Genomic DNA, 24,100 nt, shown 5'->3' on the forward strand with positions numbered 1-24,100 from the left:
AAATTGACCGTACTTATTTGCGATCTAAATGTAAATCAAGTCTTAATTGTGATTAAATTAGGAATTCTTTAATTTAATAAATGAGTGGATTGCGATGGCCGTGATGATAACAGCACCACCTTGCATAGTTTCAAGACTAGGTTGTTCCTTAATAATCAACCATACCCAAATAGGACCAATTATAGTCTCTAATAAGAAGAATAGGTTCACTTCAGCTGCAGGTATGAACCTTGGGGCTATTGTGACTAGTACAAAAGGTATAGCAACACACATAACACACATTAAAGGAACAATAATTAAGTCACTATCTACTAGTGCAAAACTTTCAATAAATAGAAGCGCAAACATAGCTACAATTAACTTTCCAACAACAGCTGCTGGAATTAAGTTTTTATTTTTTGCAGACCTAATAGTAACTGCACCAACAGCTAAACCTAGGGCAGTTATTAAGCCTAATATATCTCCAAAAAAATTACCTAATTGTATTGAGTCGTAGAATATATAAATAGCAGCTGTAAAAGTTACAAATATTGTAATCCATGTTTTTCTATCAGGTAATTCTTTTAAAAATATTGCTCCAAGTATAGCAGACAGCATAGGAGCCATTGCAATCATTACCAATGTGTTTGCAACATTAGTATTTTGTATTGAAACAACAAAAGTAATATTGGTTACAGAAAAAGTGCCAATATAAAGCAAGCCATGATAGCCACTTGAAAAAAGCATTTTAAAGAAATTTAATTTATAAATTAATAACATTCCTAAAAATACAGTGATGAAGGGAATAAGGCCTCGATAAAAAACAAGCCCCCAAGTATCAACATTAGAGAGCCTTATAAATAAACTATCAGGTGTAATAAACATCACCGCAACAAAGGCGAGTAAAGACCCTTTTTGTTGTTCGGATAAATTGTTCAAGCTCTTAATCCTTTCCAAAATACTTTTGCAAGATTAATATTTGTAAGATCGTACAAAGATTTTAATCCAGTAGGAGATGTTACATTAATATCTCCATTTAATTTTTGGTCAATAAAATCAATACCAGAAAAGTAGATGTCATTTTTTTTAAGATTTTTGCCAATTAAATTTGAAATTTTATTTTCTGTTTTTGTTAGTTTAACAGAAATAGGTATGGCTCCTTTACTCATGTTGCTTAAAAAAGATCCTTTTTTTGGAACTCTAGAGATGGCACCACATACTTTGCCATTTATTATAAAAACTCTTTTATCTCCAAACTTAATTTTAGGTAAAAATTTTTGACACATAATATGTCCATGTTTTTTTATAAAGTTTTTAATTAATTTAGTATTAATCCTGTTTTCAAATAAGTGAATATCATTTCCGCTAAAGCTATGAATAGGCTTTATAATCATTTTTTTGTTTTTTAAAAAAAATTTATTAATTTCATTCATATCTTTTGTGAAAATTGTATCTGGCATATATTTTTGAAAAGATGTTGAGTAGAGTTTTTCAGAAATATTTCTAATAGATGTTGGATTGTTAATAATTTTAACTTTATTTTTTATCTTATCTAATATGTAAGTTGTTGAAATGTATTCTAAATTAAAAGGAGGATCTTGACGTATCAAAATATACTTACATTTAGTAAGTTCCAGTTTTTGATTATGCAATATTTTAAAAAAACGTTTATCTGAATAATTAAACTCTACGTAATATCCGTTAGCTATGACCTTATCGTTGATTATTGAAAGGTCTTTAGGCTCATAATAAAAAATCTTATATTTTAACCTTTGAGCTTCAACAGCTAGAAATATACTAGTATCAGTTAAAGGCTTTAGTTTTGAAGGATGATCACCTTGAATTGCAACTATCTTATTTGTCATATAAATCGTTTAAATTTTCATTCTTAGAAAATTTATCTATCATATGATCTGCGTTTGTTGACTTGTTATCAATTAGTTTATCTAAGTGATTTAAAAATTTAGCTTCATTATCATTAGATTTATTCAAAATATCTCTGTTTAATAATCCTTTTCTTGAAATACCCAGTAGCAATGATGACCAATGTAATAGATCTTTTCCCATCAACTCAGTATTAAAACCTTTTTTTGGTGCCTCTAGATAGGCATTAATTATTTTATTTTTATCCCACTTAGAAATTAATTCGTAAGCTTCATCTAAGTTGCCATATAAAATTCCAGTATTAAAAGCAGGTCCAGAACATAAACAGTCCCAGCCACAAGTATCCATTGATCTTAATTCTATATATTTCTTAAGTCTATTTTCTGTAAAAATTGTACTTAAGTGAGTAGTTAAATCAGCTTCAGTTGGAAGTCTGTTGTTAATTTCATTAATTTTTCCATTCATGAAATCTGAAAATGAATAATCACTTCCTGATAAATATTCTTTTTCATTTTGAATAAATAATAAAGGAAAGTTTATTGAAAAATCTGCATATTTTTCAAAATCCATATTATCAAAAAATACCTCAGGCAAACCACCTCTAGATGTTTCTTGCCAAACTTTAGATCGATAAGAGCTGAAACCACTATTTTGTTTTTCAACTATTGAAGAATTTGCAAACAGTGCAATAGATATGGGGACTATAGAATTTATTATTTTGAATTTTTTAATAAAATCTTTTTCAGAATTGTAATCTAAATTAAGTTGTGTACCACAAGTCCTATACATCATGTCTAAGCTTAAAGAACCGCCATTAGGCATATCTTTAGTCATTACTTGATATCTTTGTTTTGGATTATTGGGAACTTCACTGAGGCTTGAAATAGGATCAAAACCTGCACTAACAATCTTTAAATTTAATTTTTTTGTTACTTGTTGTAACTCAAATAAATAATCATGAGATTCAGCACAAGCTTCATGAATATTATTTAACTTATCACCTGATAGTTCAATTTGATTTCCTGGTTCGAGGGTAATACTTTTCCCTTTTTTTGTAATCCAATAATATTCTCTTTTTCCATTATTGGCTTCCATCCAAATTCACTAAGTAGTGAAAACATTTTAAGGACAGTAGGGTAATCTACTCTTTTGTTTGTTTTTTCATCAAATAAAAACTTTTCGTGTTCAATACCAATTTTAAAATCTTTAGTATCTTTAATTCCAGATTCAAAATATTTGATTATGTGCTCTTTGTTAGTGATCATTGAATTACATATAAGGATTTAATGTTCATTTTAAAGTCTTTATATTTAGCTCTTCTTTATGAGAATTATTTAATAGTTACTTTAGTTATTTGAAGCAGTACTTAGCAACGATAATTGAGTAATCTTATCATCACCCAGTTCGTCTATAGGCTTAACAGGGTATTCACCTGTAAAATAATGATCAGTTAATTGAGGGTACGTGTCATTACGTTTTTCAAATCCTATTGCTCTATATAATCCCTCAAGTGATAAAAAATCTAAGGATTTAGCACCTATATATTCACAAATTTCTTCATTTGTTTTGTTTGCCGCAAGAAGCTCTTTTTTAGTTGGTGTATCCACTCCATAAAAGTCTGGATATCTAATTTCTGGACAGGCAATTTTAACATGAACCTCTTTTGCACCGGCGTCATAAAGCATTTTAACAATTTTATGTGAAGTTGTTCCCCTGACAAGTGAGTCATCCACCAAAATAATTCTTTTATCTTTAATTGTAGACTGATTAGCATTTAATTTTAATTTAACTCCCAAACTTCTAATCTTTTGACTGGGCTCTATAAAAGTTCTTCCAACATAATGATTTCTAATTAAACCTAATTCAAAATTAATTCCTAAATGTTGAGCAAAACCAAGAGCCGCAGCATTTCCTGAGTCTGGTACGGGAACAACTATATCAGCATCAATTTTATTTTCTTTAGCAAGCTCTACCCCAAAATTTTTTCTATGTTCATAAGCTGATTTTCCATCTAATAAACTATCTGGTCTTGCAAAATAAATATATTCAAAAACGCAAGGTCTAACTTTTCTTGCAGGGAAGGGTTTAAAACTTTTTAACTCATTGTTTTCAATCAAAACAATTTCGCCGTTCTCTACGTCTCTTACGTACTTAGCCCCTATAATATCTAGTGCGCATGTTTCAGATGCCAAAACGTAACTGTCTTTTATTTTACCAATAATTAAAGGCCGTATTCCATATGGGTCCCTAACGCCTATTAACGTGCTTTGTGTAAGCATAACCAGTGCGTAGCCACCTTGAATTTGAAATATTGCATCAATAACCTTATCAACTGTGTTGTTTCTTTTTGATTTTGCAATTAATTGAACAATTGTTTCAGTATCTGATGTTGTGTAAAAAATTGCACCATCTTCAACTAACTTATTTCTAAGTGTAACAGAATTAGTTAAATTTCCATTATGTGCAACGCCAATACCACCTGCATTAGTATCTGCAAAGAAAGGCTGGATATTTCTTAAGGTATTTTCACCAGTAGTACTATATCTGTTATGACCAATAGCATATTTCCCAAGTAAATTTTTTAATACTTTTTCTTTGTTAAAGTTATCTCCAACCAAACCAAATCTTTTTTCTGAATGATATTTTTCTCCATCAAATGATACAATCCCACAACCTTCTTGACCTCTGTGTTGAAGTGCATGAAGACCCAAAGCAGTTAGGGCAGCAGCATCATCACTATTGCTTATACCAAATACACCACATTCTTCTTTAAGTTTTGGATTATAGTTCTTCAATTTTTTCTTTAGAATCTTGATAGTTTTTTTCATTTGGAAACTCTTTTAACAAATAATTACTACCTTTTTCTATGTATGGAAAGGTGTATGATTTATCAGTATTAATTGGCCATTTATTATAATTATACACAATATCTATGGCTGAAAATAAACAAATACAAATAACATAACTTCTAATAAGACCAAAAAATAAGCCAAATAAGGAATCGAGTCTTCCTAGTCCCACAAATTTTACCGTCTTACTAATAGCTTTATTTGCAATTAGAATAATAAAGATCACTAAAACAAAAATAGTTATGCCGAGTGCAATATCTAAGACATATTCATTATCAATTATATTTTTAAAATAAGGCTTAGCTTTTGGAAAAAGAATTAAAGTTACAACATAAGCCAACAACCACTTTGAAGCTGACAATAAACTTAAAACAAAACCTTTACTGTAACACTTGATAACTGAAAAAAATGTAATGATTAGAAATATTAGGTCTATTAAAGATACTGCTTGATAAAAATCTTTTAAAGCATCAATCATAATAACTTTATTTTCCGAATGGTTTACTTATTAAAATAAGAGAGGGCAGCAAAGTTAATACTGAAATCATGGCTAGCAGCATTGCTAAACCAGTAAACACACCAAAGTAAATTGTTGGTATAAATTTAGAAAAAACAAGAATTGAAAAACCAAAGACAATAGTTATTGAAGTATTTAGTATGGCAACACCTACTGTTGAGTGACAAATTTTTAGTGTTTTATTATAGTCTTTATTTTTTAAAAACTCTTCTTTAAATCTATAAATGTAGTGAATGCTATTATCTACTGCTATTCCAATAGTAATTGCAGCAATAGTAATAGTCATCATATCAAGCGGTATTCCAAGTAGACCAATAATTCCTAAAATGAAGAAAGCGGCAATAAAATTAGGAACAGTACCAATAAGAGATAGTTTAAAATTTCTAAATAGAATCATAAACATTGCAAAAATTCCAACCATAACCAAACCTAATGTGAGTATTTGAGACTTAAAAAGACTTTGGAGTAGATTATTAAACAAAATTAAAACACCAGCTAGTTTAAACTCTTCTTTGCTTAGATTTAGTTTATTTTCAAGGTCATAATTTATTTGGTTTATTAAATCATTTCTTCTTAAGCCATCCTTTGAATCAATAATTCTAAGACTTATCCTAGCTTCATTATCTTTTACAGATATATAGGGATCTATAATATCTTTTTTAATACTTTCTGGAATTTTTGAATAAAGAACACCCATTTCTAAAGTTCCAAGGGGCTTATTATTATTTAACTGTGTAGCAACTTCAACAATTGAACTAAATGATAAAACTTTTCCAACCGCAGGAAGATTATCTAAATAATTATGAACATTTTGAATTTTTTCAATTTTATCTTTTGTAAACCAGTATTTTTCATCGTCTTTACTGCCTTCATCATCCCAGCTTTCAAATTCATCATCTTCGTTAGACTCTATGGCGACTTTCTTTGGAAATTTTAATATAATCTCCAATGGTGTAGTACCACCTAGCTTTTCATCAATAAGTTTCATGCCTTTGTAGATTTCAGTATTTTTATTAAAATAGTTTATAAAACTGTTTTCAACTTCAAGCTTACTTATGCCAACAATACTTAAACCAACAATCAAACCTGTTACTAAAAAAATTATACTTTTATGGTTAATAGAAATTTTACCAAAAAAAGAAGTGATTTTAGAATCTGTATCTTCTTTAACCTTCACTTTATTGTTGGACATAAAGCTCAGTAGAGTAGGGAGTAAAGTAAATGTAATTATAAAAGAAGTTATCAACCCTAAAGTCATCATCCATCCAAAATCAATAATAGGTTTAATGCCACTAAATACTAAAGATAGAAAAGCACATACAGTTGTAAGAACAGTGTAAATAATTGGCCAAAACATCTTACTAGTTGTCATTGTAATAATTTTTAAATTATCTAAATTTGGAAAATCTTCTCTTAATTGTAAAAACCGGGTACTCATATGAATATTCATTGCCATAGTTAGAATTAACATGAGAGCAATAAAGTTTGAGGATATAACAGTTACCTTCCAACCTAAAAGACCAAGTAGGCCTGTCATAATTAAAACTGAAAAAAAGCAACTACTAATTGGAACAATAATCCAAATTAGCTTTCTAAATATAAACCATAGAGTAGCGATAATAAATAAAAGAACTCCTAGACCAAAAACAATAATATCACTTTTAATAAATGACATCATATCATCTGTGATCATTGGAATACCTCCTAAGTATATTTTTCCAACATCTCCATACCCTTTAATGACTTCTCTTATCTGAGTGATATTTTCATGATTTTTCTTTTTTAAAGTATCTTTATAGTCTTCCATTTCTTGAACTGATTTATTTTCAATATCTTTTAGTTCATCTTTTTTTATATAAACAATTATGCCACTTGTTCTACCATCTTCACTTATTACAAAATTTCTAAAAACTGGGCTATTTAATATTTCTTTAAATCCTCTTTCAGTATCTACACCTTCATCTTTTAAAGTTTTAAAACTTTCCAATCTTTCTTGAAGAGGTGCTTCTGAATTATTTAATAAAGGGATATCGAGTAGTGTAATAACGCTATGAACCCAATCTAGACTTTGGATTTTATATTTTAAACTTAAAAGATTGTTAATAGAAGATTCAGTTACCATACCCTCATTAGGAGAAAAGGTTAAGATTAAAAACTCTTTAGAGCCATACCTTTCAGTGACTTCTTTTAAATATTCAAGATCAGGATCACCTTCTATTAATAAAGTGTCAGATGAGGCATCTAGCTTAAAATCTTTAGAAAAATACCCAAAACTTAAAAGGGTAATTAATAGTAGTACAAAAATTGATTTAGGATTTTTTAAAACAATATTTTGATAAAATAGTGAGAGCATTCACAGCTAATATATTGGATATTAGTTAATTTGAGTATCTTTAAATTTGGTAAACATTGCTTCAAATTCTACCATAACATTACCCGTTGGGCCGTGTCTTTGTTTTCCAATAATAAGCTCTGCTAGATTTGACACTTCATTCATTTTAGCTTGCCATTCAGCATGCTCAACAGTTGCGGGTCTAGGCTCTTTTCTTTCTAAGTAATAGGCTTCTCTATAAACAAACATTACAACGTCAGCATCTTGCTCAATTGATCCAGATTCTCTTAAATCTGATAACTGAGGTTTATGATCATCTCTTTGTTCCACTGCTCTTGATAGCTGTGACAGAGCAATCACTGGAAGTTTAAGTTCTTTTGCCATTGCCTTAAGGCCTTGAGTGATTTCAGAAATTTCTTGAACTCTACCGTCTCTATTATTTCCAGATCCTCTCATCAGTTGAATGTAATCTACAACAATCAAATCTAAACCAAATAATCTTTTAATACGTCTTGCCCGGTTACTCATAGCAGCAATACTGATAGCTGGAGTTTCATCTATATATAAAGGAAGTTCAGCAATATTTTTAGATGTTTCAATAAATTTATCAAACTGCTCATCAGAAATTCTTCCTCTTCTAATATCATTCGATTTAATTCTAGATTGTTCTGCTAAAATTCTAGTTGATAATTGTTCTGAAGACATTTCAAGTGAAAAGAAAGCAACTGCAGATTTTTTTCCTTTTTCCTGTAATTTTTGCGCAGCATTAAAAGCTATATTTGTTGCTAAAGCAGTTTTACCCATTGAAGGCCGGCCTGCAATAATAATTAAATCTGAATTATGAAGCCCACCTAATCTATCATCTAAATCTCTTAGACCAGTAGGAACACCAACAATACCTTCATCATTTTGATAAGCAGCTGAAGCCATCTCAATAGTTTGTTTCATCGCTTCATCAAACTTAACAAGAGATGAATTGAAGGATCCTTTTTCAGCTAAATCAAATAGTAATCTTTCTGAATTTTCGATTATATTTTGTCCATTAACATCAAGTGCATTTAGTTTAGCAGCATCAATAGTATTTTCAGATATTTTAATTAATTCTCTTCTAACAAACATATCATAAATAATTCTTGAATATTCTATTGCTTGTCTTGGTGGAGTAGAAAATTTTGTAACTTTTACTAAATACTCAGGAACATTTAATTCGTCTTTTTCATTTTCAAAATAATTTTTTAAAGTTATGGGATTTGCAAGCATCCCCTTGTAAATTAAACTTTCAATTGCTGAAAAAATACTTTGATGCATGGGATCATAAAAGTTAACACTAGAAACGATAGTATTTATTTCATCAAACGTTTCATTTTGAACTAAGATTGATCCAATTACGGCCTGTTCTGCTTCAATATTGTTTGGAAGTTCTTTAAAAGTATCTTTAACTAGGCTGAGGTTATTTTCCATGAACAAATCTTATCTCAATTAAGATTTAAAAAAATAACAAATATATGCTGGGGAAAAAATTGTATAATTATTGAATAGTATCAGCTGTAACTACATTGATAGTAATTTCAGAATCTACTTCAGAGTGTAGAATAATTTTAACCTTAAATTTACCAATTGATTTAATTTCAGTTATTGGTTGTATCATTGAAGGTTTGATATCTAGTTTGTCATTTTCTAATATCAGTTTTGAGATTTCAGTTGGTTTAACTGATCCATAAAGTTCTTTATTTTCAGTACTTAATTTTTTAATTTCATATTCTTTGTTATTAATTTGTTCAGAAATTTTTTGAGCTTCTTTTTTCTTTTCAGTATCTTTTTTACTTAGCTCAGATTTAATCTTTTCAACTTCTGCAATATTTTCTTTTGAAGCATAAAGAGCTTTTTTATTTGATATTAAAAAGTTTCTAGCAAACCCTCTTTTAACATCTATGATTTCTCCAATAGATCCAATTCTTCTTAAATTTTCTAAAAGTATAACTTTCATTTAAATTAACGCTAAATTTCTAGCTCTCTTAATAGATAGAGAAAGCTCTCTTTGTTTTTTTTGTGAAACATTTGTAATTCTTGATGGCAAAATTTTACCATTTTCAGACATATATTTTTTTAACAATCTGATATTTTTATAATCGACCTCTGGAGCACCCTTAGCAGATAATGGACAAGTTTTTTTAAATTTGTATTTATTAGGTTGAAAAATACTTAGTTTTGCAAAGTTACTTTGACTACCTTTTTTTTTATTTCCTGCTCTTTTTTTTGATGGCATAATTAGTCTCTATTATATTCTCTTTTATATTCTTTTTTTTCGTACTCATCTTTTTTTGAAAAATATTTAGCCTCTAAGTTAAATTTCTTAACCTTAACCGTCATATATCTTAGAAGGTTTTTATCAATTGCTTCATTTTTTTCTAATTCATCGATAATTTTTCCAGGACCTTTAATCTTAAAGTGCATATAGATGCCTTTTTTATTCTTTTTAATAACGTAAGCTAAATTTAACAAACCCCAATCTTCAGTTTGCACTATTTCTCCTTCATTTTTTTCAACTATTTTAGAATATTTTTCAGTTAATTGCTTAACTTGAGCTGGGCTAGTATCTTGTCTAGCAACTATTGTGTGTTCGTATAAATTCATAATTGTTCTTTAATAAAAAGTGAGGATATACTATTATAATTATTGAATTACAACACTTAAAACCATAATAAACTTTAGATATTTAAATGTTTTCTGTTATTTTTCCAGGTCAAGGCTCACAATTAGTAGGAATGGGTAAAGACCTACATGCCAAATATAGCTTAGTTCAAGATCTATTCAAGGAAGCAGATGATACCCTTGGTTTCTCACTATCAAGCCTTATTTTAAATGGTCCTAAAGAAGAATTAGACTTAACTGAAAATACTCAGCCAGCTATATTTTTGCTTAGTTATTCAATATTCAAGTTAATCAAAGAACAGTTTAAAATTGATTTAGACAAAGCAAAATTTTATGCAGGACATTCTTTAGGAGAATATTCTGCATTAACTGCGGCTGGATCATTATCGTTTTCAGATACTTTAAAAATATTAAAAATTAGAGGTAATGCGATGCAAAACTCTGTCCCAAAAGGAGTGGGTGGAATGGTTGCAGTTTTGGGTTCTGAAATTGAAATAATAAAAAAAATTATTGATGAGAATAAAGATAAATACGAATGCTTTATTGCAAATGACAATTCTGTAGGTCAGATCGTTTTAAGTGGAAAAATTGAAGACCTGGAGAAAATTATGGTTGATTTGAAGGCTTCAAATATTAAAAATGTTAAATTACCTGTTAGTGCTCCTTTTCATTGTAAATTAATGAATAATGCAACACTTATAATGAAGGAAGAAATAGCAAAATTAAATTTTAATGAACCAAAAAACATCCTTATTTCAAATGTAACGGGAAAAGAAATATCTAATTCAAATGAACTAAAAGAATTACTGGTTAAGCAAATTGAAAGCAGTGTTCGTTGGCGTGAAAGTGTTTTATTAATGATTGAAAAGGGTGTTACAGAATTTATTGAAATAGGACCTGGTAAAGTTTTATCTGGATTAATAAAAAGAATTGACAAAAATGTTAAAGTTAGTGCAATAAATTCAGAAGAGGATATAAAGTTAATTAATATCAATGAGTAGTTTAAAAGATAAAAATATTATAGTAACAGGTGCTTCAGGTGGAATTGGTAATTCAATAGTTGAGAAGTTAAACCAAAATGGTGCAAATATTTTAGCTACTGGGACAAGAATTGAAAAACTAGAAGAGTTAAAAGAAAAATTTAATAATATAAAAACTCTTAAATTTGATATTTCTCAACATGATAAAATCGAAGAATTCATAGAAAATGCTACCAAAGAACTAGGTGGATCTTTAGATTGCATTGTCAATAATGCAGGTATTACAAAAGACAACCTAACTATTAGAATGAGCTTAGAAGAGTGGTCAAAAGTGATAAATATTAATTTAACTTCTACATTTCTGATGTGTAAATATTCAATAAAAAAAATGCTTAAAAATAAATCTGGAAAAATTATCAATATAACATCTGTTGTTGGGCATACTGGTAATGTTGGGCAAGCAAACTATACTGCATCGAAGGCTGGTATAGTTGCAATGTCAAAAAGCTTAGCAATTGAATATGCAAAAAAAAATATTAATGTAAATTGCATATCTCCAGGCTTTATAAGCACTGCTATGACAGACCAAATAGATGAAAAATTTAAAGAAACAATAATTGCCAAAATTCCATCTAATAGACTAGGCAAACCTGAGGATATAGCTAATGCAGTTAATTTCTTAAGCTCAGATCAGTCAGACTATATTAATGGAGAAACATTACATGTTAATGGAGGCATGTATTTGGGTTGACAAAACTACTTTTTGAACTATTAACGAAATATAACAAAAAGGAACATTATGTCAGAAGATATTTCAAGCAAAGTTAAAAAAATTGTAGCAGATCACTTAGGAATTGATGAAGCTAAAGTATTAGACGATTCAAGCTTCATAGATGATCTTGGAGCAGATAGTTTAGATACAGTTGAGCTAGTAATGGCTTTCGAAGAAGAATTTGGTTCAGAAATTTCAGATAGTGAAGCTGAAAAAATTCTAACTGTAGGTGACGCTGTTAACTTTATAGCAGGCAAAGCAAACTAGAAATTAAATGTCCATAAAAAAAGATGGGATAATGGTAATTTTATCATCCCCATCTGGGGCAGGCAAAACAACATTAGTAAAACTTCTATCCAAAAATAAAAATTTTCATATTTCCGTCTCTCATACCACAAGAAAACCTAGACTTAACGAAATTGCAGATAAAGATTACTACTTTGTTGATCATAATAAATTCGAAAATTTAATAAAAAATGAAGAATTCTTAGAATATGCAAAAGTATTTAACCATCTTTATGGAACAACTAGAACACCAGTTATTGAAAAATTAGAAAAAAGTGAAAATGTAATATTTGATATTGATTGGCAAGGAGCTGATCAAATCAAGAATAAAAAATTGAATTATAAATTAATTACTTTTTTTATTTTACCTCCCAGTAAAGAAATACTATTTGAAAGACTATCTAATAGAGACATGAAAGATAAACTAATAGTAGAAGAGCGTATGAAAGAATTTAGTAGAGATGTTTTGCATTGGATTAACTACGATTACGTAATTATTAACGATAATCTAGAAGAATGTTATTCGAAAATTAGTAGTTTAATTGATGCTGAAATCAACAATGGTTCAAAAGATTATGATAAAGATTTCATCAGAAAACATGTTGAAAAACTAACCTCTTAAGTCTTCATATTCTTTTACAAGCTTGAAATATGTTTCAGGCTCTAGGTTTTGAGGTCTAAGGTTAAGATCAATTCCAAATTTTTCTGCAACTTCTTTTCCATTAGTAAAAACTTGATTGAAAGGTTTTTTTAACATTTTTCTTCTTTGACTAAAAAATATTCTAGTAATCTTTTCAAGGTTTTTAGGATCTTTTAATTCAAAAAATTTTTTTTTTGGAGTGAATAAAAGTAAAGAGCTATCTATTTTAGGTCTTGGTGAAAAACTTTGAGGCTTGATATCTATTATTTTTCTAACATTCAATTTCCAGTTAGATAAAATTGAAAGTCTGCCATATTTAGAGTTATTAAACTCCGATATAATTCTATCAGCAACTTCTTTTTGGAACATCAATATTAGGCTCTCAAACCAAAAATTTGAACCAATATTAAGAATCCACCTAGATAAGATTTCAGTAGATATATTGTATGGTAAATTACCAAAGACAGATAATTTTTGATCTGAGATTTTATCTTCAGATATTTTTAAAATATCATCATTAATAATTTCTATTTCAGTATCAAACTTTTCTTTTAGTAATATGGCCAAATCATCATCTTTTTCCACAACATAGAGTTTCTTTGGTTTTTGTTTTAAAATATATGTAGTTAAATTTCCACTACCAGGACCAATTTCCATGACTTCTTTGCCAGCTATATCGGTTATGGAAACAATTTTCTCAAGTACCTCTCTATCTATCAAGAAGTTTTGCCCAAGACTTTTTTTGGCTCTAATATGCACTTATTTATCCAAGAACTTTAAGGCTTGAATTAAACTTTTGGGATCTGATAAATTTTCACCCAACATAGAATAATTTGGACCATGATCGGGAGAAATACGAGCGAACGGTAAGCCCAAAGTAATATTAATTGCATCAAAATTGAATAAAGCCTTCATAGGAGAAAGCACTTGATCATGATACATGCCAATAATTACATCATATTTCTTTAATAATGATTTTGTAAAAATAGTATCAGCAGGAAATGGACCATTTATTTTAGTATTTCTTAATCTTAATTGTTTAATAGCAGGAATTATTATTTTGTCTTCTTCAGAATTTTGAAAATTACTTTCACAATGAGGGTTTAGCCCAGTTATTGCTATTCTTGGAAGTTTATTAAATCTTTTTTTATAAAAACTATTAATGAGGTCAACCTGTTTGTATATTTTTTGTTTTGTTATTTTTTTATGAACATCTTTTAATGGCAGGTGCGTTGTAATAGGACTAACAGACAAATTTTTATTAAATATTAACATTACAACATCTTTTTTTTTGTTTTCATTGCTAAATATTCTGTAATACCTAAAGTTTTTCCTTTTAAAAAAGTCTTTTTTGAAACAGGACCATTAATAAATTTCGATAAATTATTTCGCTTTATAAAATTTAAAGCAGTTGTGAAAGTTTCATCGATGTATTTATTAGATTTACTAGTAATTTTATTAAAACATTTATTAAAGTTATAATTAACATTAATTAAATTGATTTTGTTGTTATTTAATTTAGAGAAATCTTTTAACTCTTTATCAATATCATTTATTTTGAATTTAAAATCTAATTTTATCATTTGTTCTAGAAGTAATTTTTTAGAAATAACAATTATTAAAGGTGATTTATAAGTCTTAGCTTTTAAACTTTTAAAAAAAATTTCTAGAAAGACACTATTGGGTTCGCCACCTGCAATTATTATTGGTTCTTTACCCATTAAAATCTAAATTCTTTTTGATTTTGTTGTAATAAATTTTTGAATATTGATTTAATTGTCTGTTGCGTTCATAGTTAATTGCTTTTTTTAATTCATTTTCAATATTGATAGTAATTTTTGAGTTTTTTGTATTTATTAATTTTAATATCAATATGCCATTTGATAAAGTTAGAGGTTTTGTGATTTCTCCTATTTGTAAGTTATTTATATTTTTTTTAATATCATTATTAAGTGAGTTTTCATTGATCCAACCAATATCACCACCAATTTTAGCTGATTCAGCAAAGCTATATATTGCAGCACTGTTTTTAAAGCCAATTTCATTTATACTTTTAACTATCTCTTTATATTTTTTTTCAATTTCTCCTTTACTCATTACTTCAAAGATAATTTCAGATAATTGATATTCTTTTGACTGATTTTTATCATTTTTTAAAATTTCTTTTTTTATTTCAGTTTCATTGATAGTTATTTTAGAGCTATACTTTTTTATAATTAGCTCATTCCATAATGCGTCAATAGTAATCTTTTTTTTAATATCACTTATTTTTAAATCATAATTTTTTAAGTATATTTCAAATTCATTTATTGATTTAAAACCCAAGCTTGAATAAATCTTTTTTAAAAGAAGCTCATAATAGGCTTCATTTAATTTTATTTCTTTAAAATTTTTTGATATTTCAATTCTTTTAATTTTTTCTCTAATTATTGATTCATTAGATATATTTAATATTTTTTCTTTATCTAATTCTTTCAACGAATTATTTAGAGCTACAAGATATTTAAATTCATTTTTAATATCAATATTAGTTATAATCTCATTTTGAATAGTATGAATTATTTTTGTTTCTATGGAATGAGTTTTGAAAAAAAATGAACAAAATAAAAATATTAGAAGATAATTTTTCATTAGTCTATTCTGTCTGGATTTAAAATCACTTTGTCTGGTGAGTAAGTATAAAAAGGCACAATTGTTATTGAAAAAAACAGTTCTTCTTTAGGTTTTATGTCTCGGTCATTATAATAATCTTTATTATATCTTATATTTGCAATTAAACAGTCATTTTTATATTCATAAACTAAATTATAATATTCTGTTAAGCTAAGATTTCTATTTCTTCTTGTTTTGAAAGATAAAGAGTTAAATTCATTGAAATTATATTCAGCAGTATTTCCGATTATGCTAGTTTCTCCAATAATACCTGATTCTTCAAGATAGTTAAATGAAGTTGAGAAATTGTGAAAAGAAAATTTTCCCTCTAAACCATTATATTCAACTCGCTGAAGATCATTTGTTAATGACGTATTATAATTTATTGAAATATTTTTATTAGGTTGAAAATTAAGTTGTCCAAATATATTAGAAGCCTTTTTATCTAAAGTACTATTAGTTGGCATATTTTTTTCATTATTACCCCTGAATACTGTAGCAAGCTTTAAATCAAAATATTTTACTATTTCTGTAATTTCATTCTCAGTACTTATTTTTTCTTTTATAAAGTCAATACCTAGCGTTAAAGATTCACCTTCTTCAAATGAATTTCCTAAGCTTAGCCTGTTAGTATTAAAGATATTTGAATTATCAATTCTTCTTGAGGTTTTACTATTATTCTTCATTTCATGTGGGCTCAGCATGAAGGTTAGTTTTGGTATTAAAGTACTCACACTATTTTCACCATTCTTTTTAAGTGGTAATGAGGCATTATAGAAATATGCACTCATTAATTCAGACTGAGGACTATTTTTGTAAACTAGATGATTTTTCCCCACTGTATTTACATTTTTTAAAGAAGTTTCAAAGTTTGTTTTAATTCCATTATCAAAAAAATAACTGAATGAGGTATAAGTTAAACTATTAACAAGTATAGATGAAACTATATTGGTTTCACTTAAAGTATTATTTCCATCTGAGCTAAAATTAAAACTTCCTTTTTGATCTTCTAGAGAATCTCATTTTGATCCTCTAGAAAATCTTCTAGTAAAAAATTTTTTGAGAAATTGTATGAAGGCAAAACATACAAGTATCTGTCTGATTCGTGACCACTTAAGGTTTCAAACATTTGAATTGAGGTTGTTAAGTCATAATCCTCATGTTCAAGATCTAATTCAATAATTGACTCTAAGGTGCCATTATCTTTTTCAAAAAATAAAGGAGATTCTATAAAGTCAAATAACTTTAAGTAATTATCATTAGAAGTTTTTTCATAATTAATTTCCAAATTACTGTTAATAAAATTCTTAAAGTCGAGGTTAATTTTTGAATTAGCAAAAAAATGTGATCTAGTATCACCAGTATCATCATTGCTAGAGTTATGGCCGCTTGTAATGCTAGAATCAACTACAGTTAAAGAGTCTTTTGTTATCTGTCTATACTCATTTTGAATTATAAATGTATCGTTATTAAACAATCTTGGTTTTAATGTGATATCCTTATTATCAGATATTACAAAAAAATAGGGCAAATAAATTGAATCCCCCAGTGTATCATGATCACTTATCGCCGGTCTTAAGAGACCAGACTGTCTTTTAACAGTGGGGTCTGGATGAAAAAATTTAGGAAAATATGCAACAGGAAAACCATATAGCTCTAACCAGGCATTTCTATAAGTAATTTGTTTTTTATTTTTATCATGATGAATTTTTGAAGCTGTCATTTTCCATGGAGGACACTTATCTGTTTTTTTACAAGATGTAAAAACAGCTTTTTCATAGAAGGTATTATATTCATCACCGCTTGCAAAAACTGAACTAATTCTAGGGTCATTTTCATCGTCTCCAAATAAATCTTTGTGTAACTTTACAAAAACATCTTTTGTTAAAAATGTATTTTCTTTTAAGTTAAAAAAACCTGTTTTAAAAAAAAATTCATTACTGTCATCTTCTTTAATGTCTGTTATTGTTGTGATATTTATGCCTTTGAGTATTTCTTCATTTATAGAATATTGGAACTCTTCGAGTTTGTATACATTTGATCTATTATCTGAAATGACAGCATTTTTTTCAGAAGATAAAATCATTTTATTTCTGAGTAGGGTTAAATCATGACCTTTAAATTTATATTTATTTTCAACATCTGCATTTGTTTTGCCTAGTGTAAAAACTTTTTCTTCATTTTGTAAATAGAATATTTCATTAGTATAAATTGTAATATTCTTAATTATGTCATCCAGAACAACATCTCCTTTTGCTTCGAGAAGAGAAGTTAGCTTATTATATTTAAAATATTCATTTGCATTTATTTCAAGATTAACGCCACTGGTGGCTTTACTTTTTCCAACTGTATAAATTTCTTCTTTATTTTTTAAATAAAAAATTTCATTTGATTCAATTATAATATTTTGAATTATATCATCCAGAACAACATCTCCTTTTGCTTCGAGAAGAGAAGTTAGCTTATTATATTTAAAATATTCATTTGCATTTATTTCAAGATTAACGCCACTGGTGGCTTTACTTTTTCCAACTGTATAAATTTCTTCTTTATTTTTTAAATAAAAAATTTTATTTGATTCAATTATAATATTTTCAATTTTATCAATTAGCCTTACATTGCCCTCAGCTTCCAATAGTGTAGTTAATTTATTGTATATAAAATTATCTGCAGTAATTACTATTTCATTATTTTTAGTAGTAATAATACCACCATCAATACCTTTTATTAAATTACCATTTTCAGTGACCTGTAATTCAGTAGTATTAAATTTAAACTCATTTGCCAAAACTAAATTAATAAAATTCAATTTAATTACCAATATTAAGGAAAATATTATTATCTTATTTTTCATTTATTTTTATTATAGAGATGAAATTAATTATTGATAATATAATTAAAGGGAAAAAAATTGAAAGAATTAAAGGAATTTTTTCATTTGTACCCAAGATACTCAAAAAGTAATTTATATAATAAATAATTACTGATAAAAAAATTCCTAATGTAATTTTAAAAAGAGTATTTCTTCTAAAACCAATATTAAACATTATAACAGCAGAAAAAATTGTAATTAAAGTTAAATAAATAGGGTAGGATAAAATTTTCAGTATATGGGAATCTATGTCAACTACTGAATAATTTAGAGACACATAACTTCTTCTTAAATTAATCAAATCAATCATTGTAAGAGAAGAGAGATTTGAAAATAAACTATTTATTTTTTTTAAGTCAAAATTTGACTCTAATATTAGCTCATCTAAAGTACTTAGCGAACTATCTTTCAAAATAGTTGGATAAAATATTTTCCATTTCTTAGTTGTAATATCAACTTTTTTACTTTCCAATGTTTCTAAAATATTAAAATCTTTATCAAAAGTTGTTATAGAGACATCACGTAGAAATTCATTATCTACTTTATTGGCATTAATTATATTAATATTTTCATTTATTTCATCTTTTATCCAAAGACCATTTTGAGTGATAACTGCTAAATATTTGTTATCTTCTGAATAGCTATTTTTTATTAATAGAAATGAATTTTTTAAAACAGAGGAAATATTATAAAAAAAAATAATAAAGATAATACCAAGTATAAAAGAATAAATTCCTAAAATTTTCATAATTTTAATATTATCTAAGCCAGTGTACTTAAAGATTTCCAATTCATTTTTATCTATTAATTGAATGAAAAATACTTGTGTACTCAATAAAAAGATAAACGGAAGTATCTCAAACACAATCGAGGGCGTGTTTAAAAATGACAAAAATATAACATAAATAAAATTCACATTTACATTCTTAAAAAACTCAACTTGTTCTAAAATATTTGTAATCAAAATGATAATAAAGAAAATAGTAAAAACTTTTAAGATAGAGAGGTTAAAAAGATTAATTAGAAATCTAATATAAGTTTTCATACTTTATAAACTTTCAATACTCTTAAAAAATATAAATAAATTATTAACATGAAAAGAAATGGCAAAATTAATAAAAGTAAATTTTGTATTAAGTTTGTGCTTATTAATTTTGAAGAAGACTCCAAAAAGATAATAAAAATAAAACCAAATAGATAAATTTTAAGCTTACTGGCATTGAACGAATAATCACTTTTTGTTTTTAATATAATTAAGAGGGAAATTGCTATTAAAAAAGTCGAATATAAAGGTTTTACTAATCTTGAGTAAAGTTCCTTATAAATATTTTCTAGATTATCAAATTTACAATTTTTAATTCTTAATTTTTTTATATTTCCAGAATTTACTATTGAATTTTTGAAAATTAACACACAATTTATCAGATCTATTGTCGATGTCTCTTGTGTTTTTTGATATGTAGTTGTGTTTGAACTAAATTTTGAAATATTATAATTAGTTTTTGAAAATTTAAAATCTGTTATTTTTCCATTGACTTTGTTGATAGTTTTACCTTCGTATAATATCAATATTTTTTTACCATTCCTAATATCTATTAATGCACTTTTTGCAAAAGTAGTCTGTGAATTATTATAATCTGTTTTTTCGTTAAGAAATATATTTTCTAATTCTCCATTATCATTTCTTTTATCATAATAAATTGTTAAATTTCCAATAGCATCTATAAATTTCTTAGGCTTCAGTATGCTTTCAAAAAAATCTAAGTCAGAGGAACGCAAGAAAGACTTTGCTTTATTTTGTGTAAATGGAACTATTATAGCATTTAATAATATACTAATAAGTACAAACAAAAGTGAAAATTTTAAAAAAAAATTTATAAAGTAAATTTTTTTAACTCCAAAATTCCAAAATATTACTAACTCATTTTTATTTTCATATTTTAAAAATATATAAGAAAATGCTAAAAATATTATAAATGGAAAAGCTCTACTTAAGATTTTAGGAAAACTGAGTAGTGTAAATTTAAAATAAATAAGAAAGCCATGACCATCTTCAATAACAAAGTCTAAATAATTGACTGCTTGCAATACCCAAATAATTGTACTGATAGTAATGATGCTAAATAAGAAAAAACCTAAACAATCTGAAGCAATTTTTTTGTAAATAATTTTTTTCATTGAAATATGGTAAATTAACACCTATATAGCATCCAACCTTCATTGAGAGTATTAAAATTTATGCCTATCAAGATTAATTATAAAAGTAATAGTTTGAATAAATCTTCAATGAATATTGTCTTATTTGTTGATGATAATTTTAATATTGCTGGTTTAAAAAAATACCTATCAAATTTGGAATTTTCCTACATATCCGATTTATTAAAAAATAGTGATTTAAAAAAAGACTTACTTTTTTTTGAAGTTAACTCAAAAAAAACAGTATTTTTAGTGTCTATTAAGAAAGATGTAAAAATATCAGATATAGAAAATTTGGGAGCTAAATTTCATAGTTATATTAATTATGATAAGAAAAAAGAATATTTTGTAAACACAGATACAATTAATAATAAAATAAAAAATTTTGTAGGTTATTTTCTGCATGGATTGAAATTAAAATCATATGAATTTAATATTTACAAATCAGATAAAAATAAAAAAATTGTTTCTATAAATGTTATAGGGAATAAAAATAAAATATCCGCTCAAGATCATTTAAGATTTAAAGCCTTAGAGAAAGGTAGTTTTTTTGCAAGAGACCTTGTATCCGAACCAGGAAACATCTTACATCCAGATGAATATGCAAAAAGAATAAATACGCTTAAAAAATTTGGATTAAAAATTAATATATATGATGAAAAAAAATTAAAAAAACTTGGAATGAATGCTTTAATTGGTGTAGGACAAGGAAGTGTTCGAGGATCATACCTTGTAACAATAGAATGGAATGGAGCGAAAAATAATTCTAATCCTTTAGCTTTTGTTGGAAAAGGAGTTTGTTTTGATACTGGTGGTTACTCACTAAAACCAGCAAAGTTTATGGAGGATATGACTTATGATATGGCAGGTTCTGCTACAGTTGTAGGGTTAATGAAAAATTTAGCATTAAGAAAAGCAAAAATTAATGCTGTTGGTGTTGTGGGGCTTGTGGAGAATATGGTGAGTGGAAATGCTCAAAGACCTGGTGACATTGTTAAATCTTACAGTGGTAAAACAATAGAAATATTAAATACAGATGCTGAAGGTAGATTGGTATTGGCTGATGCTTTAACTTTTACAGAAAAAAAATTTAAACCTAAATTTATTGTTGATTTAGCAACTTTAACTGGTGCTATAATAGTTTCATTGGGCTCTGAATATGCTGGTCTATTTTCAAATGATGATAAATTGTCAAAACAATTATTAGAAGCTGGTGACAAAGTGGAAGAAAAATTATGGAGAATGCCTTTGCATAAAAACTTTGACAAACTTATAGATTCAAAAAATGCAGATATGCAAAATATCAATTATGTTGGTGGAGCAGGATCAACAACTGCTGCACAGTTTTTACAAAGGTTTATTTTAAACAAAACACCTTGGGCCCACTTAGATATAGCTGGTATGGCTTTTTCAAAATATGGTGGCGCTTTAAACTCAGGTGGAGCAACTAGTTATGGAGTAAGATTATTAAACCAACTAATAGAGGATAATTATGAGTAATATAGAGCAGACACTATCAATCATTAAACCTGATGCAGTTGAAAGAAATTTAGATAACGAAATTAAAGAGATGTTTATAAATAAAGGTTTCAAAATTGTTAAAGATAAAAAAATTCAGATAGCAAAAGCTGAAGCAGAGCAATTTTATAAAGTCCATGAAACTAAACCTTTTTATAATGATTTATGTGCCTATTTGTCTTCAGGACCAATAGTTGTGATGGTGCTTGAGAAAGAAAATGCAGTTTTAGGAAATAGAGAGTTAATGGGAGCGACCAAACCAGAGGATGCTGAAGAAGGAACTATAAGAAAAAAATATGGAATTTCTATTGATAAAAATTCCGTACATGGTTCTGATAGTGTTGAAAACGCTAAAATCGAGATAGATTTTTTCTTTAAAGATTAATTAAATATCTTTTTAATAGCTGCTGGGTAGAGTCGATGCTCTTGTCTTAGAACTTTTTTTGCCAAAGAAGTAGAAGTATCTTTTTTTGAAATTTTAACTTTCTTTTGTAGAATTATTTTTCCAGAATCAAGTTTTGCTGTTACAAAATGAACAGTACAACCTGCTACCTTATCTTTATTTTGTATAGCTTTAATGTGAGTATCTAGTCCCTTATACTTTGGCAGTAAAGAAGGATGTATATTAACTATTTTTCCACTAAACTTTTTAATAAAACTTTTAGATAAAATTTTCATAAAACCAGCAAGACAAATAAATTTTATATTATCTTTATTTATTAAATTTAATATTTTTACTTCAGCTATTTTATAGTTTTTAAAGCTTGATACATATTTTTTGATATTAAATTGATCTGAAAATCTTAAGCCTTGGGCTTTAGGAGTATTCGAAAAAATTAAATCTATAGAAATAGGTGAATTTTTCATTTTAGAAAATTTTATTAAATTTTTTAAATTACTTCCAGTTCCAGATATAAAAACTGCTGTTTTAATCTTTTTAAGACCAGTCAATTTTACCACTAAGTTTAACTTTATTTTTTCCTATGGTCATTTTTCCAATAACATAGGGTTTAAATTCTTTTGTAAAAAATTTAGTAATTTTATTTAAATTTTTAGGATTAACTATTAAACAAAAACCAACCCCACAATTGAATGTTTTTAACATTTCTTTGTCATCAATATTATTTTGTTTCAACCATTTAAAAATTTTTTTTGTTTTAACTTTATCTAAATCTATATCAGCAGTTAATCTATCAGGAATAACTCTTTTAATATTATCTACTAAGCCACCACCAGTGATATTTGCGCACCCATTTAAAAGATTATTATCAATTAAATTTAAAACTTCTTTTACATAAATTTTTGTAGGTCTTAATAATTCTTTTTTTAAAAATGAGTTATTTTTTAAATTAATTTTTTTGTTTCTAAGAACATGCCTGACCAAAGAATAACCATTTGAGTGAACACCACTTGAAGGTATAGCTAACACCAAGTCATTTTTTTTAATATTTTTTTTGATAAGGATTTTTTTTTCATCCACTAATCCTACAGCAAAACCTGCTATATCAAATTTACCCTTTTCATATGTACCTGGCATTTCTGCCGTTTCTCCACCAACTAATTCGCAGTTGGAGATTTTACAACCTTTTACTATTCCTATGAGGATTGATTTTAATTTATTTAAATCAATTTTATTAATAGAAATATAATCTAAAAATAAAAGTGGTCTTGCTCCTTGAACAATGAGATCATTTACACTCATAGCAACTAAATCAATACCAATTGTGTCATATTTATTAAGTAAATTGGCGATCTCTACTTTTGTGCCAACACCATCAGTACAAGCTACAATTTTAGGATTTTTAAGATTTTTTGGGATATTAGTTATAGAGCCGAAGCCACCAATATTATTAAACTTTTTTTTGCCCTTATTACCTGATGATATTGAAGATATAAATCTAATAAAATTATCAGCAGCATTTATGTTTACACCGCTTTTTTCATAGGTAAATTTTTCTTTTTTCATTAGTAT

25 protein-coding genes and 1 pseudogene are annotated in these 24,100 nt (G+C 27.0%); 6 read left to right on the forward strand and 20 right to left on the reverse strand.

What is annotated here, in order from left to right; translation table 11 throughout:
- Nucleotides 1–57: 57 nt before the first annotated feature.
- The 11 genes from ABXT72_RS01570 to rpsF all read right to left on the reverse strand — a co-directional run bounded on the left by ABXT72_RS01570 (nt 58) and on the right by rpsF (nt 10,195).
- Nucleotides 58–918 carry a DMT family transporter gene (locus ABXT72_RS01570; RefSeq protein ID WP_415278611.1) on the reverse strand — a complete coding sequence of 287 codons (861 nt, stop codon included), beginning with the start codon at nt 916–918 and terminating at the stop codon, nt 58–60.
- Entirely contained in the window at nt 915–1,844 is a 930-nt protein-coding gene (gene gshB / locus ABXT72_RS01575; RefSeq protein WP_415278612.1) for a glutathione synthase, read from the reverse strand. The genes ABXT72_RS01570 and gshB overlap by 4 nt, the downstream gene beginning before the upstream one ends.
- Nucleotides 1,834–2,958 carry a glutamate--cysteine ligase gene (locus ABXT72_RS01580; protein WP_415278613.1) on the reverse strand — a complete coding sequence of 375 codons (1,125 nt, stop codon included), beginning with the start codon at nt 2,956–2,958 and terminating at the stop codon, nt 1,834–1,836. The genes gshB and ABXT72_RS01580 overlap by 11 nt, the downstream gene beginning before the upstream one ends.
- Nucleotides 2,853–3,128, reverse strand: a complete 276-nt coding sequence (locus tag ABXT72_RS01585; protein ID WP_415278614.1) for a hypothetical protein — start codon at nt 3,126–3,128, stop codon at nt 2,853–2,855. The genes ABXT72_RS01580 and ABXT72_RS01585 overlap by 106 nt, the downstream gene beginning before the upstream one ends.
- Before the next feature lie 81 nt (nt 3,129–3,209).
- Complete coding sequence (gene purF, locus ABXT72_RS01590; protein ID WP_415278615.1) at nt 3,210–4,691, reverse strand: amidophosphoribosyltransferase; 1,482 nt, start codon at nt 4,689–4,691, stop codon at nt 3,210–3,212.
- The gene (locus ABXT72_RS01595) at nt 4,645–5,190 is read right to left on the reverse strand and encodes a CvpA family protein (RefSeq protein ID WP_415278617.1); all 546 of its coding nucleotides are present in this window, start codon (nt 5,188–5,190) and stop codon (nt 4,645–4,647) included. Before ABXT72_RS01595 ends, purF begins: the two co-directional genes overlap by 47 nt.
- A gap of 7 nt (nt 5,191–5,197) precedes the next feature.
- On the reverse strand, nt 5,198–7,582 hold the full coding sequence (locus tag ABXT72_RS01600; RefSeq protein WP_415278618.1) for an efflux RND transporter permease subunit: 2,385 nt from the start codon (nt 7,580–7,582) through the stop codon (nt 5,198–5,200).
- 21 nt (nt 7,583–7,603) lie between these two features.
- Nucleotides 7,604–9,022 carry a replicative DNA helicase gene (locus ABXT72_RS01605; protein ID WP_415278620.1) on the reverse strand — a complete coding sequence of 473 codons (1,419 nt, stop codon included), beginning with the start codon at nt 9,020–9,022 and terminating at the stop codon, nt 7,604–7,606.
- 67 nt (nt 9,023–9,089) lie between these two features.
- Nucleotides 9,090–9,548, reverse strand: coding sequence for a 50S ribosomal protein L9 (rplI, locus tag ABXT72_RS01610; protein WP_006997210.1), 459 nt, complete (start codon nt 9,546–9,548; stop codon nt 9,090–9,092).
- On the reverse strand, nt 9,549–9,827 hold the full coding sequence (gene rpsR, locus ABXT72_RS01615; protein WP_006997209.1) for a 30S ribosomal protein S18: 279 nt from the start codon (nt 9,825–9,827) through the stop codon (nt 9,549–9,551).
- Between the two features lie 2 nt (nt 9,828–9,829).
- A complete protein-coding gene (gene rpsF / locus ABXT72_RS01620; RefSeq protein WP_415278621.1) occupies nt 9,830–10,195 on the reverse strand; it encodes a 30S ribosomal protein S6 in 366 nt (121 codons plus the stop codon).
- Nucleotides 10,196–10,281: 86 nt separating this feature from the next.
- Between rpsF and fabD the strand changes: the two genes are divergently transcribed.
- Genes fabD through gmk form a run of 4 tightly spaced genes read left to right on the forward strand, consistent with a single transcriptional unit; the run spans nt 10,282 to nt 12,872 of the window.
- Nucleotides 10,282–11,214: an ACP S-malonyltransferase gene (gene fabD / locus ABXT72_RS01625; RefSeq protein WP_415278622.1), complete on the forward strand. Its 933-nt coding sequence runs from the start codon at nt 10,282–10,284 to the stop codon at nt 11,212–11,214.
- Nucleotides 11,207–11,944, forward strand: coding sequence for a 3-oxoacyl-[acyl-carrier-protein] reductase (fabG, locus tag ABXT72_RS01630; RefSeq protein WP_415278623.1), 738 nt, complete (start codon nt 11,207–11,209; stop codon nt 11,942–11,944). The genes fabD and fabG overlap by 8 nt, the downstream gene beginning before the upstream one ends.
- A 48-nt stretch (nt 11,945–11,992) precedes the next feature.
- Complete coding sequence (locus ABXT72_RS01635; RefSeq protein WP_006997205.1) at nt 11,993–12,232, forward strand: acyl carrier protein; 240 nt, start codon at nt 11,993–11,995, stop codon at nt 12,230–12,232.
- A gap of 7 nt (nt 12,233–12,239) precedes the next feature.
- The gene (gene gmk / locus ABXT72_RS01640) at nt 12,240–12,872 is read left to right on the forward strand and encodes a guanylate kinase (RefSeq protein WP_415278625.1); all 633 of its coding nucleotides are present in this window, start codon (nt 12,240–12,242) and stop codon (nt 12,870–12,872) included.
- Here the strand turns inward: gmk and rsmA are convergent.
- The 7 genes and pseudogenes from rsmA to ABXT72_RS01675 form a co-directional block, all read right to left on the reverse strand.
- On the reverse strand, nt 12,861–13,649 hold the full coding sequence (gene rsmA, locus ABXT72_RS01645; RefSeq protein ID WP_415278626.1) for a 16S rRNA (adenine(1518)-N(6)/adenine(1519)-N(6))-dimethyltransferase RsmA: 789 nt from the start codon (nt 13,647–13,649) through the stop codon (nt 12,861–12,863). The genes gmk and rsmA overlap by 12 nt on opposite strands.
- Nucleotides 13,650–14,611, reverse strand: a pseudogene (locus tag ABXT72_RS01650) (4-hydroxythreonine-4-phosphate dehydrogenase PdxA). It abuts the gene before it with no gap.
- The gene (locus tag ABXT72_RS01655; protein ID WP_415278627.1) at nt 14,604–15,521 is read right to left on the reverse strand and encodes a peptidylprolyl isomerase; all 918 of its coding nucleotides are present in this window, start codon (nt 15,519–15,521) and stop codon (nt 14,604–14,606) included. The pseudogene ABXT72_RS01650 and the gene ABXT72_RS01655 overlap by 8 nt, the downstream one beginning before the upstream one ends.
- A complete protein-coding gene (lptD, locus tag ABXT72_RS01660) occupies nt 15,521–16,333 on the reverse strand; it encodes an LPS assembly protein LptD (protein WP_415278629.1) in 813 nt (270 codons plus the stop codon). Before lptD ends, ABXT72_RS01655 begins: the two co-directional genes overlap by 1 nt.
- Before the next feature lie 218 nt (nt 16,334–16,551).
- Nucleotides 16,552–18,396, reverse strand: a complete 1,845-nt coding sequence (locus ABXT72_RS01665) for a hypothetical protein (RefSeq protein WP_415278630.1) — start codon at nt 18,394–18,396, stop codon at nt 16,552–16,554.
- Nucleotides 18,386–19,459: an LptF/LptG family permease gene (locus tag ABXT72_RS01670; RefSeq protein ID WP_415278631.1), complete on the reverse strand. Its 1,074-nt coding sequence runs from the start codon at nt 19,457–19,459 to the stop codon at nt 18,386–18,388. Before ABXT72_RS01670 ends, ABXT72_RS01665 begins: the two co-directional genes overlap by 11 nt.
- Nucleotides 19,456–20,592 carry an LptF/LptG family permease gene (locus tag ABXT72_RS01675; protein WP_415278632.1) on the reverse strand — a complete coding sequence of 379 codons (1,137 nt, stop codon included), beginning with the start codon at nt 20,590–20,592 and terminating at the stop codon, nt 19,456–19,458. The genes ABXT72_RS01670 and ABXT72_RS01675 overlap by 4 nt, the downstream gene beginning before the upstream one ends.
- A 60-nt stretch (nt 20,593–20,652) precedes the next feature.
- Between ABXT72_RS01675 and ABXT72_RS01680 the strand changes: the two genes are divergently transcribed.
- Both ABXT72_RS01680 and ndk read left to right on the forward strand, forming a co-directional pair.
- Nucleotides 20,653–22,110 (forward strand): leucyl aminopeptidase, encoded by a 1,458-nt coding sequence (locus tag ABXT72_RS01680; RefSeq protein ID WP_415278633.1) that lies wholly within the window; start codon nt 20,653–20,655, stop codon nt 22,108–22,110.
- Nucleotides 22,103–22,513 carry a nucleoside-diphosphate kinase gene (gene ndk / locus ABXT72_RS01685; RefSeq protein WP_415278635.1) on the forward strand — a complete coding sequence of 137 codons (411 nt, stop codon included), beginning with the start codon at nt 22,103–22,105 and terminating at the stop codon, nt 22,511–22,513. The genes ABXT72_RS01680 and ndk overlap by 8 nt, the downstream gene beginning before the upstream one ends.
- On the opposite strand, the gene purN is transcribed toward ndk, so the two are convergent.
- Together purN and purM are read right to left on the reverse strand one after the other, a co-directional pair.
- Nucleotides 22,510–23,088, reverse strand: coding sequence for a phosphoribosylglycinamide formyltransferase (purN, locus tag ABXT72_RS01690; RefSeq protein ID WP_415278636.1), 579 nt, complete (start codon nt 23,086–23,088; stop codon nt 22,510–22,512). The two genes, ndk and purN, sit on opposite strands and share 4 nt — an antisense overlap.
- On the reverse strand, nt 23,066–24,094 hold the full coding sequence (gene purM / locus ABXT72_RS01695) for a phosphoribosylformylglycinamidine cyclo-ligase (protein WP_415278638.1): 1,029 nt from the start codon (nt 24,092–24,094) through the stop codon (nt 23,066–23,068). Before purM ends, purN begins: the two co-directional genes overlap by 23 nt.
- Between the last annotated feature and the right edge of the window lie 6 nt (nt 24,095–24,100).

The sequence above is a fragment of the Candidatus Pelagibacter sp. Uisw_094 genome, assembly GCF_047729535.1.
In the GTDB taxonomy this organism is placed as follows: Bacteria; Pseudomonadota; Alphaproteobacteria; order Pelagibacterales; family Pelagibacteraceae; genus Pelagibacter.